14 protein-coding genes are annotated in these 16,924 nt (G+C 66.8%); 4 read left to right on the forward strand and 10 right to left on the reverse strand.

Annotated features, from left to right (window positions below):
- Nucleotides 1–42: 42 nt before the first annotated feature.
- Nucleotides 43–1,488 (reverse strand): amidohydrolase family protein, encoded by a 1,446-nt coding sequence (locus PV764_RS00875; RefSeq protein WP_421115997.1) that lies wholly within the window; start codon nucleotides 1,486–1,488, stop codon nucleotides 43–45.
- 111 nt (nucleotides 1,489–1,599) lie between these two features.
- On the reverse strand, nucleotides 1,600–2,205 hold the full coding sequence (locus PV764_RS00880; RefSeq protein ID WP_421115998.1) for a glutathione S-transferase family protein: 606 nt from the start codon (nucleotides 2,203–2,205) through the stop codon (nucleotides 1,600–1,602).
- 114 nt (nucleotides 2,206–2,319) lie between these two features.
- Here PV764_RS00880 and PV764_RS00885 point away from each other — a divergent pair, with 114 nt between their 5' ends.
- Both PV764_RS00885 and PV764_RS00890 read left to right on the forward strand, forming a co-directional pair.
- Nucleotides 2,320–3,315, forward strand: a complete 996-nt coding sequence (locus tag PV764_RS00885; RefSeq protein ID WP_421115999.1) for a helix-turn-helix transcriptional regulator — start codon at nucleotides 2,320–2,322, stop codon at nucleotides 3,313–3,315.
- A 51-nt stretch (nucleotides 3,316–3,366) separates the two neighbouring features.
- Nucleotides 3,367–4,269 (forward strand): LysR substrate-binding domain-containing protein, encoded by a 903-nt coding sequence (locus PV764_RS00890; protein WP_421116000.1) that lies wholly within the window; start codon nucleotides 3,367–3,369, stop codon nucleotides 4,267–4,269.
- Nucleotides 4,270–4,344: 75 nt separating this feature from the next.
- Here PV764_RS00890 and PV764_RS00895 read toward each other — a convergent pair whose 3' ends face one another.
- The 6 genes from PV764_RS00895 to PV764_RS00920 all read right to left on the reverse strand — a co-directional run bounded on the left by PV764_RS00895 (nucleotide 4,345) and on the right by PV764_RS00920 (nucleotide 11,705).
- Nucleotides 4,345–4,617 carry a hypothetical protein gene (locus PV764_RS00895; RefSeq protein WP_019184750.1) on the reverse strand — a complete coding sequence of 91 codons (273 nt, stop codon included), beginning with the start codon at nucleotides 4,615–4,617 and terminating at the stop codon, nucleotides 4,345–4,347.
- A gap of 95 nt (nucleotides 4,618–4,712) precedes the next feature.
- Entirely contained in the window at nucleotides 4,713–5,111 is a 399-nt protein-coding gene (gene crcB / locus PV764_RS00900; protein WP_399618061.1) for a fluoride efflux transporter CrcB, read from the reverse strand.
- On the reverse strand, nucleotides 5,111–6,412 hold the full coding sequence (locus PV764_RS00905; protein WP_019184752.1) for a replication-associated recombination protein A: 1,302 nt from the start codon (nucleotides 6,410–6,412) through the stop codon (nucleotides 5,111–5,113). Before PV764_RS00905 ends, crcB begins: the two co-directional genes overlap by 1 nt.
- Before the next feature lie 122 nt (nucleotides 6,413–6,534).
- Nucleotides 6,535–7,173, reverse strand: a complete 639-nt coding sequence (gene lolA, locus PV764_RS00910) for an outer membrane lipoprotein chaperone LolA (RefSeq protein ID WP_293981176.1) — start codon at nucleotides 7,171–7,173, stop codon at nucleotides 6,535–6,537.
- Nucleotides 7,174–7,278: 105 nt separating this feature from the next.
- Nucleotides 7,279–9,258 carry a DUF3857 domain-containing transglutaminase family protein gene (locus tag PV764_RS00915; RefSeq protein WP_421116183.1) on the reverse strand — a complete coding sequence of 660 codons (1,980 nt, stop codon included), beginning with the start codon at nucleotides 9,256–9,258 and terminating at the stop codon, nucleotides 7,279–7,281.
- Between the two features lie 89 nt (nucleotides 9,259–9,347).
- A complete protein-coding gene (locus PV764_RS00920) occupies nucleotides 9,348–11,705 on the reverse strand; it encodes a DNA translocase FtsK (protein ID WP_046272445.1) in 2,358 nt (785 codons plus the stop codon).
- 256 nt (nucleotides 11,706–11,961) lie between these two features.
- Between PV764_RS00920 and trxB the strand changes: the two genes are divergently transcribed.
- Together trxB and PV764_RS00930 are read left to right on the forward strand one after the other, a co-directional pair.
- Entirely contained in the window at nucleotides 11,962–12,924 is a 963-nt protein-coding gene (gene trxB, locus PV764_RS00925; protein WP_343311967.1) for a thioredoxin-disulfide reductase, read from the forward strand.
- A 172-nt stretch (nucleotides 12,925–13,096) separates the two neighbouring features.
- On the forward strand, nucleotides 13,097–14,221 hold the full coding sequence (locus tag PV764_RS00930; protein ID WP_421116002.1) for a GNAT family N-acetyltransferase: 1,125 nt from the start codon (nucleotides 13,097–13,099) through the stop codon (nucleotides 14,219–14,221).
- Between the two features lie 21 nt (nucleotides 14,222–14,242).
- Here the strand turns inward: PV764_RS00930 and PV764_RS00935 are convergent, their stop codons facing one another.
- Together PV764_RS00935 and PV764_RS00940 are read right to left on the reverse strand one after the other, a co-directional pair.
- Nucleotides 14,243–15,442, reverse strand: coding sequence for a hypothetical protein (locus tag PV764_RS00935; RefSeq protein WP_421116003.1), 1,200 nt, complete (start codon nucleotides 15,440–15,442; stop codon nucleotides 14,243–14,245).
- A 180-nt stretch (nucleotides 15,443–15,622) separates the two neighbouring features.
- Nucleotides 15,623–16,891 (reverse strand): hypothetical protein, encoded by a 1,269-nt coding sequence (locus tag PV764_RS00940; protein ID WP_286776600.1) that lies wholly within the window; start codon nucleotides 16,889–16,891, stop codon nucleotides 15,623–15,625.
- Between the last annotated feature and the right edge of the window lie 33 nt (nucleotides 16,892–16,924).

Genomic DNA, 16,924 nt, shown 5'->3' on the forward strand with positions numbered 1-16,924 from the left:
GGACGCGGGCGCGCCCACCGCTCCGGTGAGCGCGCCAAGGCGTCACTCCTTCGCCGCTTCCGCCTTCCACGCAACGACCTTCGCCCTGGTCTGCGTCAACAGCGCATCCAGCGCCGTGCGGTCATAGCCCTGGCCGCGCAGCACGACATACTGGATGCCGCGCGTGGCCTCGATATCCTCCAGTGGATTGCGCTCCAGCAACACCAGGTCGGCCGCCTTGCCGGGCGCGACCGCACCATAACGATCCAGGGTGCCGAACCAGGCCGGGCCCGCGCGCGTGGCCGCGGACAGGGCCTGCGCCGGGGTCAGCCCTTCCTTGACGAACAACGACAGCTCGTCATGCAGGCCAATACCGGGATAGTTGAACGAGTTGAGGAAGCCCGCATCGGTACCGGCCATGATCGTCACGCCGGCCTGCTGGAGCATCGGCAGCACCGCGGCGACCTGGTGGTACTCCTGGTGCCGCGCGTCGATCTGCGCCGGGGTCGCCTTTGCCGCGCGCTCGACGCGCCAGGCGTAGGTGGCCTGCAGCTTCGGGCCGATGTAGGCCAGATAGGGATCGTCGCGGTGGTCGTCCTGGTCCAGGAAGTCCAGGATGCGCCCGCCATTGAGGGTCGGCGTCACGAACACGCCCTTGGCCGCGAAACCGCGATAGGCGGCCATGGCGGTGTCACGGTCGAAGCCCGCATCCAAGCGCGCGTTGGCCTGCGCGCGATCGATGCGCTTGGCGCCGAAGTCCGCGGCGATCGCGGCTTCATCCTTGACGCCCGCCTTGTAGGCGTAGTCCAGGTGTTCGATCGAGCTGATGCCCGCATCAACCGCCTGCTGCACGGTCAATGCCATCGGAATATGCCCGGATGCACGCAGACCGTTGGCGCGTGCACCGCGCACGGCCGCCAGGAACAGGTCCGGGGTCAGGGTGCTGTCGGTGATCTTGACGAAGTCGACGCGGTCGCGCTTCAAGCGCACGAACGCCGCATCCAGGTCCGCCTGCGAGCCGACTTCGATGGTGCCCTTCCAGACCGGCTTGATGCCTTCGATCTTGGCACCCGAGGTGAACAGCTGCGGGCCGGCCAACCGGCCGCTGGCGATCTCGCCGCGCCACTGCAGCACCTGGTCGGGCAGATCGCCGGAGGCGTCGCGGATGGTGGTGATGCCATGGGCGATGTACAGCGGCAGCAGCGCCTTGTTCTCCTCAATGAGCTCCGGGCCGCCCCCGAAATGCACGTGCATGTCCCACAGGCCCGGGATCAGATAGCGCCCCTTGCCGTTGACCTCCTCGCGGGCCTTCCACGCCTTGCGCATCGCACGATCACTGCCCATCGCCACGATGTCCTGGCCGCGTACCACGACGGTCTGGTCCGGCACGGTGGAGGCATGCTCCACATCGACCACGGTCGCATGCCGGATCATCAGGTCGGCCTGCTCGGCCGCGAATGCGGAAGGGGCCAGTGCAAGCAGCACCGGAAGGGCAAGACGCAGGGACATGGACAGTGCACCGGAAAATGGAGAACCGGGCCACCTTACGGTCGGGCCCGGTCCATTCACCAGTTAAATTTTGGAATGCGCGTCATGCGCATTGCAGATGAGCATGCTGCCTCACATCTCGCCCTGCATCGCCGGACGTGCCTGCAGCTGTGCCAGCCACGCCGCCACGGCCGGGTGCGCGTCCACGGCAGCGCCCACGAAGGTCCCGTAGCCGACCACCTGGCCCACCACGAGATCTGCCAGCGAGTAGGCCTCACCCAGCATCCAGGGCTGCTGCGACAGGCGTGCCTCCAGCACGTCCAGCAGTTCATTGGCCGCGCGGATCCCGGCTGCGGCATGGTCGGCATGGCGCAGCGCATCGTCCGTGGTGGCCAGCCACACACGCCCGATCACCGCGCCATAGGTGACATATGCCCACGTGCACCACGACATCGCCTCCAGCCGTGCCGGTGTGCCGCCCTGCGGCCACAGGCCCTTGGCCACGCCGTAGTGCTCGCCCAGCCACAGGTGGATCGCCAGGGCTTCGAACATCGGCGTGCCATCCACCACCAGGCACGGCACCTTGCCGTTGGGATTGATGGCCAGGTAGTCGGCCGTGCGCTGCTCGCCGGCGCGGATGTCGATCCTGACCCGCTCGTGAGGGACGGCCAGTTCGGCCAGGGCGCAGGCGATCGGGGTGGCGCTGGACATCGGGTGCCAATAGAAGACGAGGGACATCTGGAACTCCTTGAGGGCGGCCAGGGGTGCGACCGAAGCGGTCCTGCACCGTGGCCCCAAGGCTAGCCACCCTTGCGGACAGAACCCGCCCGCAATGGCTGCTACGCTTTCCTGATGCTGACCGCCTCCGCCCGCCTGCTGAGCCTGCTGTCCCTGCTGCAATCGCGCCCGCATTGGGGCGGCGGCATGCTGGCCGAGCGCATGGGCATCCATCCACGCACGCTCCGCCGCGACATCGACCGGCTGCGCCAGCTGGGCTATCCCATCCACGCCAGCACCGGTGTCGCCGGCGGCTACGCCTTCCGCCCGGGCCGGGCCCTGCCACCGCTGCTGCTGGACGACGATGAAGCGCTGGCGGCCGCAATCGCGCTGCGCACGGCGGTGACCGGCACCATCAGCGGGATCGAGCAGACCGCGATCACCGCGCTGGTCAAGATTGAACAGGCGATGCCACCGCGCCTGCGGCCCCGTCTGGAGGCACTGCGCTCAGCGATCCTGCCCACCGATCAGATCGGACCGTTGGTCGATGCCGGTCGGCTGACCGCCCTGGCCGCTGCCTGCCGCGACCAACTGCAACTGGCCTTCGAGTACATCGACCGCACAGGTCAGCCGAGTTCTCGCCAGGTGGAGCCACAAGGCGTGGTGCACACCGATCGGCGCTGGTATCTGGTTGCCTGGGACCCCGCACGCGACGACTGGCGCACCTTCCGCATCGACCGGATCACCAGTACGCCCGTGGTGGGCGCGCATTTCGCGCCCCGCGCCGGCCCCGGCGACGGCGACCTGCGCCAGTGGGTGGCCCGCTCGCTCTCGCTCGGGCAGTACCCCGATGAGGCGCGGATCATCCTGCACGCACCCCTGGCTGCCCTGCGCCAGCGCATCCCTGCGTCGGCCGGGGTACTGGAGGGTGTGGATGACCAGCGCTGCCTGCTGCGCTGTGGCGCTAACCCGATGGGCTCGGTGATCTATTGGCTGCTGGCCATGGACCTGGAGTTCGAGGTGCTGGGGCCACCCGCACTGATCGACCGGCTACGTGCGGCTGGCGAGCGGGTGGCGCGGAGCCTGACCCCAGGCGTCGCCGACGCCGTGCCGACGCCCGAGGACGTGTAGCCACGGGGCATGGCCATGGCGGCCGTGGTCATTGCGCTTCACAATGGCACCATGACTGCCAGTGAAAAACCGAATCGGGCCCTGTTCGACCTGGACCTGTTGCGCGCCATGGTGATGGTGGCCGATTGCGCCAGCTTCACCACGGCGGCCGCCCGCCTGCATTCCACCCAATCCACCATCAGCCAGAAGATCCGCCGGCTGGAGGAAATGGCCGGCCATCCGCTGCTGGTGCGCGGCAACCGTGATGTGCATCCCACCGATGCCGGCGAGATCGTCCTGGGTCACGCGCGCCAACTGCTGGCGCTCAACGACCAGCTGCTGGAGGCCCTGGCCGGCACCACCGTGGCCGTCACCGTGCGGCTGGGCGTACCGGAGGACTTTGTCAGCGCCGCGACCACCCAGCTGCTTGGCGCCTTCAACCGCGAACATCCCCAGGTGAAGCTGGAGGTCACCAGCGGCCTCAGCCGCGACCTGGCCCACGGCTACGATCATGGCGAACTCGACCTGATCCTGGTCAAGCAGCGCCGCAACAGCCGCGCCGCGGTGGCCTGCTGGCCCGAGACCATGGTCTGGATCGACAGTGCCCGCAATGGCTGCATCGGCCTGGATCCGGTGCCCCTGGTCACCTTTCCGCCGCGCGGACTCTACCGCGACGACATCATCGACGCGATCGAAGCGCTCGGGCGCCGCTGGCGGATCAGCTTCACGAGTTCCAGTCTGAGCGGGATCCAGGGCGCGGTGGCCGATGGCATGGGCATCAGCCTGCTGCCGGCGCGTGCCTTGAGCCGCGAGCACACCGTGCTGGGTGCCGAGCAGGGTCTGCCACCGATCGATACGTTCGAGATCGCCCTGCTCCATCGCGCCACCGCCGACCCGCTGGTCAAGGCGCTGGCGATGCGCCTTGGCGAACTCCTCAACCACGAGCGCGCCAGCAAGGACGTCACGCCGGCCTGAGCACGCAGTCGATCCGGATCACGCACCAGTCGATCGACCACGACGTCAGGCTGTATCGCCAGTGGCAGGCTGTCCTTACTTGAGCTGCAGCGGGTAGCGCTGCCAGAGCACGTGCACCAGGAACCCGGTCAGTTCCGGGTCCTTGCTGGTGATCGAGGCGCGGATCTTGTCCAGCAGCACCATGTCGCTGCAGTTGCGCACATCGGCGTGGCCAGCCTGGCCGGCGCGGCGGGCCCGGTAGCGGGCGGCGCGCTGTGCATCGGTCATCGCGTAGCCGAAGGTGGGCGGACGGCCGCGCTTGCGCGGCAGCGTCAGTTCCAGTGTTCCGGGGTCTTGTTCATCGCGCATGACGGACGAGGATGCAAACGGGGGCGCGCACGATATCGTGAGACATCACTTTAATCCAGCGTTTTCCGTGGATTTCTGCATTTGCGACGCAAGCGTCAGCGCCACGACTCTGCGACACGCGCGCCCGCCCACACCAGCAGCATCCCGCCGACGAGGCTCACACCCAGATACAGCGGCACCATCACGCTGCGATCGTTGCGGGTGAACACCAGCGATTCGAGCATCATCGAGGAGAACGTGGTCAATCCGCCCACGATCCCGACGATCAGGAACGCGCGCCAGTACAGCGCCGCCGTGCCACGACTCTGCAGCCAGATCATCACGTAACCGGCGACGAACGCACCGGCCAGGTTCACCGTCAGCGTGCCCCACGGAAAGCCATTGCCGAACTGGCGCAGCATCGCATCGCCCACCATGAAGCGCAGCGCGGCGCCCAGTGCGCCGCCGGCCATCACCAGGCCCAACTGCTGCCACCAGACGCCGATGCCGTCCATCAGTCGCGGCCCTTCTCCGCGCGTGCCTGTTCGCGCGCGGCACGCAGGCGGTCCAGCTTTTCCTTCAGTTTGATCTCCAGCCCGCGCGGCACCGGCTCGTAATACACGCGCTCGCCCATCGCATCGGGGAAGCCGGTCTGGTCCAGCGCGATCCCGCCGTCGGCATCATGGTCGTACTGGTAGGTCTTGCCGTAACCCAGCTCTTTCATCAGCTTGGTCGGCGCGTTGCGCAGGTGCAAGGGCACCTCCTGGGTGCCGGTTTCGCGCACTTCCTGTTTGGCCTTGTTGAACGCGGCATACCCGGCGTTCGATTTGGCGGTGCTGGCCAGGTACAGGACCAGCTGTGCGAAGGCGAGCTCGCCTTCCGGACTGCCCAGGCGCTCATAGATATCCCACGCCTCCAGCGCCATCGACTGCGCCCGCGGATCGGCCAGGCCGATATCCTCGATGGCCATTCGGGTCAGCCGCCGGGCCAGGTAGGACGGATCACAGCCGCCGTCGAGCATCCGGGTCAGCCAGTACAGCGCGGCATCCGGGTTGGAGCTGCGCACGGACTTGTGCAGTGCCGAAATCTGGTCGTAGAACTGCTCGCCGCCCTTGTCGAAGCGGCGGGTGCGGTCGGCCAGTACCTGCACCAGCATCTCCGGGCTGATCCGCCCGCCATCGCCGCTGGCCAGTTCGGCCGCGATCTCCAGCAGGGTCAGCCCGCGCCGCACATCGCCATCGGCGGCGGTCGCGATCTCCAGCAGCGCCTCGGGGGCGACCTGCAGATGCTCCGCGCCCAGGCCGCGCCCGGTGTCGTGCAGCGCCCGCTCCAGCGCCTCGACGATGTCGCTTGGCGAGACCGACTCCAGCACGTGCACGCGGCAGCGCGAGAGCAGCGCCGAGTTCAGTTCGAAGGACGGATTTTCGGTGGTGGCGCCAACGAACACGATGGTGCCGCGCTCGATGTGCGGCAGGAACGCATCCTGCTGGGCTTTGTTGAAGCGGTGTACCTCGTCCACGAACAGCACCGTGCGCCGGCCTTCGGCGAAGCGCTGTGCAGCCTCGGCCAATACCTGGCGCACCTCGGGCAGACCGGACAGCACGGCGGAGATCGCGCGGAACTCGGCGTCGGCGTAGTGCGCCAGCAGCAGCGAAAGCGTGGTCTTGCCGCAGCCCGGGGGGCCCCACAGGATCATCGAGTGCACATGGCCGGACTCGACCGCGCGGCGCAGTGCGCTGCCCGGGGCGAGCAGGCGCTTCTGCCCCACCATCTCATCCAGCGTCTGCGGACGCATCCGCTCGGCGAGCGGACGCATGTTGTCCCGATCCACGGTCAGCAGATCGGGCCCATTGAAAGTCGTTCGGTTTCTGGCCACGTGCCTAGTGTATCGCGGCGGATTGCAGGCGCGATGCCGGCCAGCGGCCGGCATCTACACCGTCATTCGCCGATGACGTCCACGCCCTTGGCCGGGGTGAAGCTGAAGGTGCCCGAGGCAAAGCTCGGGTTGCGCTTCCAGCCGGTGAAGCTGATCACCGTGCGCTGGCCGACCGCGTCCACCACTTCCATGCGCGCCAGGCCCTGGGCATTGAAGCCCAGCGCGGCGTACTGGAAGGCGGTATCGGTTTCGCGCTTGGGGCTCAGCGCCAGCCACTGCAGGCCATCGCGCACAGCGGCCTCTTCGCTGACGTCGTACTGCTTGTCCAGCAGGGCGGGATTGATCAGCGCGGTCAGCGGGCTGTTCTGCTCTTCCTGGCCCTGCGGGCGCACGCTGGCCTGCTCCAGATCGGGCTCGTAGACCCACACCTTCTTGCCATCGGCCACGATCAGCTGCTCGTGCGGCTTGATGTATTCCCAGCGGAACAGGCGCGGTGCGGACAACGCGACACGGCCACTGGTGGTTTCCTTGACCTTACCCTTGCTGTCGTACACCTGCTGGCTGAACTGCCCATCCAGCCCCTTCAGGCCCTGGGTGAAGCGATTGAGCTCATCACGGGCGCCGGCCCAGGCCGACGCCGACCCGACACTGGCGACAACCAGGGTGGCAGCAAGCAGGGAGCGGCGGAAGGTGGTGTGCATGTGAGGTATCCAGGCGAATGGGAAGGATGGAAGCAGTGTGCCCATTCAATCCTGAATGGGCGATCAGGGCGCATTATGCGCTGGAAACGGGTGTACCGAGCGTACTCAGGGCCCGGCCTGCACCGTCTTCAGATCGCCGTACACCACCTGCCCGCGGAAGCCGCGCCGGACCTGCTGGTACAGCTCGCGGAACGCCGCGTAGTCCTGCGGCTGACAGAGCGCGTCCGCCCCGCGCACGGCGCGTTGATGCAGCCGGTGGCGCGCGGTGACCACCTGCCCTTCGCGCGTCCATTCCACCGTGTACTGGCCACCCGCATTGTCGAACTGCTGGCTGCGCGGAATCGCCACGATCGGCACGCTGGCCGGGAAGGTGAGCCGATAGCGCTCCTCGCGCAGACTGTCGTTGCAGTAGAACGGCGTAGCGTTGTCCGGCGCAGAGGTGCTGGCGTACAGGTCACGGAACGACTCACCGCCCGGCGCATCGGGCAGCACCATGCCGCCGAGGACCGCGAAATCGACATAGTCGCTGGCCTGGAAGTCGTAGCGGAAGTTGAACGGACGGGTCAGGTCCTGCGGATCCCCGAGCAGGGTGAGCGCGCCACTGCCATCGAAACCGGAGGCGGCCATGATCGATTCTTCCGCCCGCGCCCGGTTCTGTGCGTTGAGCCGTGCGAAGGCGGCACGCATGCCGATCTCGGCCACGCCGCTGGGCTGCTGCAGGGTCTGGCCGACCAGGTTGCCCGCCGCGTCGAAGCGGAAATCAACCTCCAGCCCGGTGCCGTTGCGGCTGGCATCGTTGGCGGGGGTGCGCGCCACCACGGCCTGGCGGGTGTGCAGCACCGGTGCGCCGAGATCAGCGTCGGGCAGCTGGCCGAAGCGCGCATAGGACGTGGTCGAGTCCAGATACAGGTCGAACTCGGGAAGATAGGTGATCGCGTGGTTGAAGCGGCCCAGCAGCGGAATGGTCGGCAGGGTCGGCCCGCCACCGGCGCCGATCAGCACCGGGGTGCTCTGGATGCCCCGTGCAGCCAACAGCGCCTCCAGGATCACCACATGGTCTTTGCAGTCGCCGTAGTGATTGTCGAGGATGCTCTGCGCCGGGTTCGGCTCCAGCCCACCGTTGCCCAGGTACACCGCCACGTAGCGGATGTTCTGGGCGACCCAGCGGTACAGCACCGCGGCCTGCTCGCGCCGGTCGGTGATGCCGCGGGTGAGCTGGTCCGCCAGCGCCTGGATCTGCGGGGTGACCGCGGCCGCCTCGCCACCCTTGAGCTGATAGGCCTGTGCCACCTGCGACCAGTCACGATACGTGCTGGCCATGATGCCCGGGCTGTACTCCCAGGCGGCAGCGGACCAGTTCTGTGCCTTGAGCGGCTCACTGCGGCGGTAGGTCCACTCCCACTGCGCCTGGCCATTGCGGATCCGGGGCTTCTCACTGCCACGCACGCCCCGCTGCTCCACCTGCATCGGCAGGCTGGCCGGGGCGGTGAGGGTCACGCGCGCATCGTCATACGGCGTGAACACGCTGAAGGTTTCCCACAGGCCGAAGTAGCCGGGGAAGTACGGCGTGTTCTGGGTCCGGCGGGTCTGGTAGACCACGCGCGTGCCCGGCGCCAGGTTCGGAAACACCACCACCCGCACCTTGCGGTCGGCATACATCGCTGCGGCAGCGCTGGAGTAGCTTTCCTGCGTGTAGATGCGGTCGGCGGGCACGTCGCGGCGCTGGCCATCGGCGGTCAGGGTATAGGCCTGCAGCACCTCCAGCGTTTCCATTTTCTCGCTGTAGCTCAGCCGCACCTGGCTGAACTGCTCGACCGCCGATTTGGTCTTGAGCAGGATCTCGTACTCTTCGGTCTGGGTGTTGCCCGCGTCGGGGCGCACCACGTAGTCGGCGCGATAGCGCACGAAGCTGAAGTTGTTGCTGGCCTGCGCGTCAGTGCCCGCCCCCTGCCCACCCGGCGCGACCGGTGCGACCGGTTCGGCAGCCGGGGGCGCAGCTTGGGCTTGGGCTTGGGCTTGGGCTTGAGCCTGGGCCTGCGCCACCACTGGCGCGACCAGCAGCGCACCTACCATCATCCAGCGCATCGGCTTCATTGCAGGTTCCTTGTGCGAAGCGGCCGGCGAGGACGTCGCCGGCCGGGTGCCGATCAATGACGGCCGGGCAGTACCCGGCCTTACTTGGGCGGTGGCGGGGCCAGCACGCTGCGATCGCCGTTGTGCTCCGGCGGGCTCACCACCCCGGCGGCCTCCATCGCTTCGATCAGGCGCGCGGCCCGGTTGTAGCCGATCTTCAGGCGACGCTGCACACCCGAGATCGACGCGCGGCGGGTTTCGGTGACGATGCGCAGCGCTTCGTCGTACAGCGGGTCGGATTCGTCGCCGCCACCACCGCCTGCCTCGGGCAGTCCGCCGGGGCCGACCACCACGCCATCGCCCATCATCTGCACCTCGTCCAGCACGCCGGTGATGTAGTCGGTCGGGCCGCTGGCCTTGAGGTGTTCGACCACCCGGTGCACTTCCTCATCGGAGACGAACGCACCATGCACGCGGTCCGGCAATGCCGTGCCCGGCGGCAGATACAGCATGTCGCCGTGGCCCAGCAGCGTTTCCGCGCCGGACTGGTCGAGGATGGTGCGCGAATCGATCTTGGAGCTGACCTGGAAGCCGATGCGGGTCGGGATGTTGGCCTTGATCAGGCCGGTGATCACATCCACCGAGGGGCGCTGCGTGGCCAGGATCAGGTGGATGCCGGCCGCACGCGCCTTCTGCGCCAACCGCGCGATCAGCTCTTCGACCTTCTTGCCGACGATCATCATCATGTCGGCGAATTCGTCGATGAAGATGACGATGAACGGCAGCGTCTCCAGCGGGCGCGGGGCCTCGCCGAGTTCCGGGTTGGGCTTGAACAGCGGGTCCATCATCGGCTGCCCGGCATCCTGGGCATCCTTGACCTTCTTGTTGAAGCCGGCCAGGTTGCGCACGCCCACCGCGCTCATCAGCTTGTAGCGGCGTTCCATCTCGGCCACGCACCAGCGTAGGCCGTTGGCGGCCTCCTTCATGTCGGTGACCACCGGCGCCAGCAGATGCGGGATGCCCTGGTAGACGCTCAGCTCGAGCATCTTCGGGTCGATCATCAGCATCCGCAGGTCTTTCGGCGAAGCCTTGTACAGCAGGCTCAGCACCATCGCATTGACCGCCACCGACTTGCCCGAGCCGGTGGTGCCGGCCACCAGCAGGTGGGGCATGCGCGCCAGGTCGGCCACGGTCGGGCGGCCGGCGATGTCCTTGCCCAGCGCCAGGGTCAGCACGCTGGCCGACTTGTCGTATTCCTTGGAGCGCAGCAGTTCGGAGAGGTAGATCATCTCGCGGGTGACGTTGGGGATCTCCAGACCCACCACCGATTTGCCCGGGATCACATCCACCACGCGCACCGACTTCACCGACAGGCCGCGCGCGATGTCCTTGTCCAGCGAACTGATCTGGCTGACCTTGATGCCCGGCGCGGGTTCGATCTCGAAGCGGGTGATGACCGGGCCGGGATAGGCGCCGACCACCTGCGCATCAATGCGGAAGTCCTTGAGCTTGAACTCGATCTGGCGCGAGAGCGTCTCCAGCGTGCCCTCGTCGTAGCCCTTGGGCTGCGGCTTGGGATCATCCAGCAGCGCCAGCGGCGGCACATCCGAGCCATCGCCATTGACCCCGCGGAACATGGGAATCTGGGTCTCGCGCTTGGCCCGGTCGCTTTTCTCCAGGACTGGCTCCGGGCGCGGCTCGATCTTGACCGGCTCGCGCTTGGCGCGGACCTCGGCGTCGACCTTGCGCACTTCCTGGCGCTCCTCGCGCATGGCGCGGGTCTGCTGCCACTCGGTGGCCTGCTCTTTCTTCTTGTTGAACAACGGCGGCAGCGCCAGCACCCAGTTGCCGATCTTCTCCATCACCACGAACCAGGAGATGCCCGTGGCCAGGGTGATCGACGCCAGCAGCAGCACCAGCACGAACAGATTCGCGCCCAAGGCGCCGAAACCGACGCTGAGCGAACTGCCGACCAGCTTGCCGAGGATGCCGCCGGCGTGGGCCACATCGGCGACGAACAGGCGCAGGTGCAGGAAGCCGGTACCGGCGATCAGGAAGCCGACCAGACCGACCAGGCGCAGGGCCGGGTCCAGGTCATGCTCGCCCTTGGCCTCGCGCTTGAGGCCGAACATCGCGATCCACGCCAGTGCGCCCAGCACGATCGGCAGTACGAAGGCCATGTAGCCGAACAGCTGCAGCAGCACGTCTGCGATCCAGGCACCGGCGCGGCCACCCATGTTGTGGACCGGCGCGACCACGCTGCCGGTATGCGACCAGCCCGGGTCGGTGGCCGAATAGGTGAACAGACTGGCGACCAGATACAGCAGCGCCGGGGCGACCGCGATCAAGCCCAGGTCGCGCCACAGGCGCTGCCGGCGCGGGTTGTCCACGCTGGCCGGTTTGCGCGGCGCTGCCTTGCTGTCGGACGCCTTGGATCGTTCCGGGACCTGTTTCGCCACCTTAGACCACACCTTGGGAATGCACTGTTAGTGCTTGATAATAAACGACTGGACCCCACCCCGGTAGGTGCCGGCCGCTGGCCGGCACGGTCAGCGTCAAAACCCCGGCGCCGGAATGGGCGTCGTGCTGCGCGGGTCGCCGCGTTCCACTGCGCGCCTTGAATCGCCCCGCCCCTGCCGCCACTCTATGACTTCGCTCGGATGCCGCGCAATCACTGCGCCGGCACTCCCGCCCTACCTTCTATTGCGAGCTTACATGAGCAACTCCAAGCACTCCCGCCTGTTGATCCTTGGTTCCGGCCCGGCCGGCTGGACCGCCGCCGTCTACGCCGCGCGCGCCAACCTCAAGCCCGTCGTGATCACCGGCCTGCAGCAGGGCGGCCAGCTGATGACCACCACCGAGGTGGACAACTGGCCCGGGGATGCGCACGGCCTGATGGGCCCGGACCTGATGAGCCGCATGCAGGCGCATGCCGAGCGCTTCGAAACCGAGGTCATCTTCGACCACATCCACACCGCCGATGTCTCCCAGCGCCCGTTCAAGCTGATCGGTGACAGCGCCGAGTACACCTGCGACGCCCTGATCATCGCCACCGGCGCGACCGCCAAGTACCTGGGCATCCCCAGCGAAGAGGCCTTCAAGGGCCGCGGCGTGTCCGCCTGCGCCACCTGCGATGGCTTCTTCTACCGTGACCAGGACGTGGTCGTGGTCGGCGGCGGCAACACCGCCGTGGAAGAAGCCCTGTACCTGTCCAACATCGCCCGCAAGGTCTACCTGGTCCACCGCCGCGACACTCTCAAGGCGGAGAAGATCATGCAGGACAAGCTGTTCGCCAAGGTCGAAGCCGGCAAGATCGAGACCGTCTGGCACCACCAGGTCGACGAAGTGCTGGGCAACGAGGCCGGCGTGACCGGCGTGCGCGTCAAGTCCACCCTGGACGGCAGCACCCGCGACATCGAGGCGCACGGCTTCTTCGTGGCGATCGGCCACCACCCCAACACCAGCCTGTTCGATGGCCAGCTGACCATGAACAACGGCTACCTGGACATCCGCTCGGGCCTGGGCGGCAACGCCACCCAGACCTCGGTGGAAGGCGTGTTCGCCGCGGGCGACGTGGCCGACCAGCACTACCGCCAGGCGATCACCTCGGCCGGCTTCGGCTGCATGGCCGCACTGGATGCCGAGCGTTATCTGGATGCGCAGGGCAAGGCCAGCTGAGGCTGGCTTCCATAGCGCCGAGGCATGATTGACCGGGAAGGCCGACGCGAAAGCGCCGGCCTTTTCCTTTCAGCAGTGCCAGGCGATGCCTGGCAAGCATGGCCATGGCCGCAACAAACTGGACCGGCTACGCACACCCAGCCCGCATCCCACCTGCCCTATCCTTTCCCCCATGCCCAGCGCCCGCTTCCTCGACTCCCTGCAGTCCGTTCCCGCCACCGACTGGGATGCCCTGCACGACAGCGGCAACCCATTCGTCAGCCACGCTTTCCTGTCCGGCCTGGAAACCTACGGTTGCCTGCGCGAGGACTGGGGTTGGCAGCCGCAGCATCTCACTCTGTGGGACGGCGATGCCTTGCTCGGCGCCATCCCCGGCTACCTGAAGACCAACTCGCATGGCGAGTTCGTGTTCGACCACGCCTGGGCCAATGCCTATGCGCGGCATGGACGCGACTACTACCCGAAGTGGCTCGGTGCGGTGCCGTACTCGCCGGTGACCGGCCCGCGACTGCTGGCCCGTGATGCGTCGCAGCGCACTGCCCTGCTGACGGCACTGCGCGACCGGTTGCGCTCACTCCATGTGTCGTCAGCACACATCAACTTCCACACGGCGGCTGACGAAACGATCTTCGACGACGACTGGTTGCTGCGCGAGGACATCCAGTTTCAGTGGCATAACCCGGGTGACTGGGTGACGTTCGAACAGTTCCTGGGCGCGATGGACCACAAGCACCGCAAGAACATCCGCCAGGAGCGCGCCAAGGTCAGCCGCCAGGGCATCAGCTTCCGGGTGGTGCATGGCGATGAGGCCACCCGCGCCGATCTGCAGGCGATGTACCGCTTCTACCTGCAGACGTTCCTCGAGTACGGCAACGCGCCAGCGCTGACCGAGGCGTTCCTGCGCCATCTGGCAATTTCACTCGGGCGCGGGCTGGTGCTGTTCCTAGCCGAACAGGACGGTGAGCCGATCGCCGGCGCGCTGTGCCTGCGCGGCGGCGACACGTTGTACGGCCGCTATTGGGGCGGCGCTACCCTGCCCGGCCTGCACTTCGAGGCCTGCTACTACCAGGGCATCGAGTACTGCCTGCGCGAGGGCGTGGCCCGCTTCGAACCGGGTGCGCAAGGCGAGCACAAGCTGGCACGCGGCTTCCTGCCCACCATCGTGCGCAGCCGGCACTGGGTAGCCGACGCGGACTTCACCGAGGCACTGCAGGACTGGTGCCGACAGGAGCGACGCGATGTGCGGCGCTACCAGAAGGAGCTGCAGGGGCATGGCCCGTTTCGTGCGGAGCCGTAGTCTCGGACTGGCTCGGATGAGCTAAGAATACTGGCTGTAGTGCCCACTGATTCGGCAATGGTCACACCAGAACGTATAGAGCATTCCTCCATTCATCCACTGCATTAGAGACCCATCGTCCAAAGGAATGCGGGAATCAAGCTGCATGACAAAGAACATCGTGCGGCAACAATCGGGACAGGCCAGATAGAGGCCGCTTTGGATCCAGGATGGCAGTCCACCCACCCTGCTGTAGTTCTGCCAGCCATCCACATAACTCGGCGGTTGCCAGAACCGACCCGGAAGCTCGACCAGATCGATGTCCGCCCCCAGTAGCGAAGTCGACGTTTCGGGACATGCCCGCGGATCGAACACCTGCGTTTCATGGGCGTAGGGAAGGCCCTGCGCATCGTGGCGGAAATATACGGGATCTCCGTGGCACCAACCGGACTCTCCATTATCGGGGCAGTCCAGGCATATGCCGAGTGTCACCATCGAGAGGGTGCATGGGCCGATCAAGGCCAGCTCCAGCTCCAGCAAACGCTGCAATGGTGACCCGCATATTCCACATCGCCCTTCCAGGCGACCGCCCATATGTGCCACTGCCTTCGCATCCCCACCCTTCCAGGTCGGATGCAAACGCTGGAGGCGGCCCTCCACGCTGGTGGATTCCGCCAGTTGCAAGCGCTGGAGCTGCGCAGTGAAACGCAGGTGCAGGCCACGCGCTCCATGCAGCGCGCGTCCCGAGCCCACCTCAAGACCAGACAATCCTTCCCGTCCAATTGTTGCCCAAGGCTCATCCCGTGAACCGGATAGATCACACACAGCGTCTTGGAACTCCACCACCCCACTCATCTCAAGCGGCAGCCCGAGCAAGCCGGCAACAGACGACGACGCCCCTCTTGCCTCCTGAATCCATCGCCGGCCCACCTCAATCGGCAGCTCCCGCCAGAACGGGCCTTCTACAGGCTCATGGGCCGACAGGCGAAGGACAGCATCCCAGTCATCATGAAGCAATCCGGGGACACGATAGGCCGCCTGCGCCGCGATCTCGGCCGCCAGCCAGTGGCTGTTGCCGCTCTTGAACTCGCTCCAAGCAAACCTGCAAACCTCTGTGGCACTGTTATCCGGCAGCAACTCCGCCGCAGCCCTTAGCATCCCGCTTCTCTCCACCCGAGCCTTCATCGCCAGGATGAGCAGTGTTGAGAGGGCGGCGGGATCACGCTCAGAGAGATCGAGCATCGCAACCAATGCTCTATCTGAGCCCCCCGGCATTCGAGCCATCTCAAGCAACTCTTGAATGGCGGCAGTACAGGTCATGGCAGTCAGCCCAAGGCATGTAAACAAAAAGGGTGACTGGAAGTGCCTTACAAGGGAATGCAACAAATCTCAAAAAAAGAAGCCTTCAGGCAACCGAGGCGCTCAGGTGCACTGCCAGAAGTGCCCGCTCACCCGGCACTTCGCGCACCAGAAGCTGTACAGCATGCCGCCACTACCCCACAGCAACATGCCTTCATTGGTAGTCGGCAACGTTGAGTCCAGCTGCATCACGAAAGGCATCTGCTCGCCGCAATCGATGCACGCCGGGTAGTGCGCGCTCTGCACCCAGCTCGGTGCGCCCCCCACCCGCGACAGGTTCTGCCGGTGATTGGACTGGCCCCAGTCCTGCTGCTGCCAGCGATGGCCGTCCATCGCGGCAAGACCCACCTCGGCCTGTAGCAGGTCGCCGCTGTCGGTGGGATTGATCGGCACCTGGCAGTGCTGGCTGGGGTGACAGCTCGGCATGCCTTCTGCATCGTGCCGATAGAAACGCACGGGCGGGTCTTCCCAGCCACAGCAGTCCAGGCACAGCCCGAGCGTGATCTCACCCTCCGCGTCCGGCTGCAGCGCCGCAGCATCGGACTGCAGCAGACGCTGCAGCGGCGCATGACAGCAGCCGCACAAGGCATCAAGCAAGCCGCCCATGCGCCCGGCGTGACCCACCTGGCCGCTATTCCAAGTCGGGTGCAGACGCCAGATCCGCTTGCGCCAGGCAGGCTCTTCGGCCACCTGTGCGCGATGCTGTTCGCGCCCGAAACGCAGGTGCAGCGGTTGCTGGCCATGCAGACGGCGCAGACGCGGGCCATCGGCCAGGCCCGCCCAGTGCGCCCAGACCTCGGCATCCAGATCGCTCCAGTCGGCCAGGTAGCCACGGGCGGCGGCATGGGTCTCCGGCTGGGTGGCCAGCAGCACTGCCTTGGCCCGCTCCAGTTCGCGATCGTCGTCTGCCTCGGTCAACCGATGCGCCCAGTCAGTCGCAACAAACGACGGCAATGCCTGCCAGACCTGCGAGGCCAGCTGGATGTCATCCTCGATGGCGACTTCCAGCAGCGCCCCCCAATCGTCCTGCAGCGTGTGCGGCGCCTGGTAGCTGGCAAACTCCAGCACGCTGGTCAGCAGCTCGCCGCGCTCGCCGTCACGATAGCGCCGCCAAGCGTCAATACAGACCGGGGCGACAGCCTCGTCCGGCAGCAGATCCAACGCCGTATCGAGGAAGGTGGAGCCGGGTGAGCGGCGATCCAGCGCCTGCAGCAGCAGCGCGCCAAGCTGTGGGCGGTCTTCGCTGGCCAGGGTCAACAGCATGGCCAGGCTGTCATTGCGTGTGCGCGGCGCATCGTGCGCATCGAGGATGGCGGTGATCGGATCGCTCATGCGGGGCTCCTTGCCGGTAGTGCGTGATGGTGC

It is taken from the genome of Stenotrophomonas sp. AS1 (assembly GCF_048957655.1).
In the GTDB taxonomy this organism is placed as follows: Bacteria; Pseudomonadota; Gammaproteobacteria; order Xanthomonadales; family Xanthomonadaceae; genus Stenotrophomonas; species Stenotrophomonas bentonitica_A.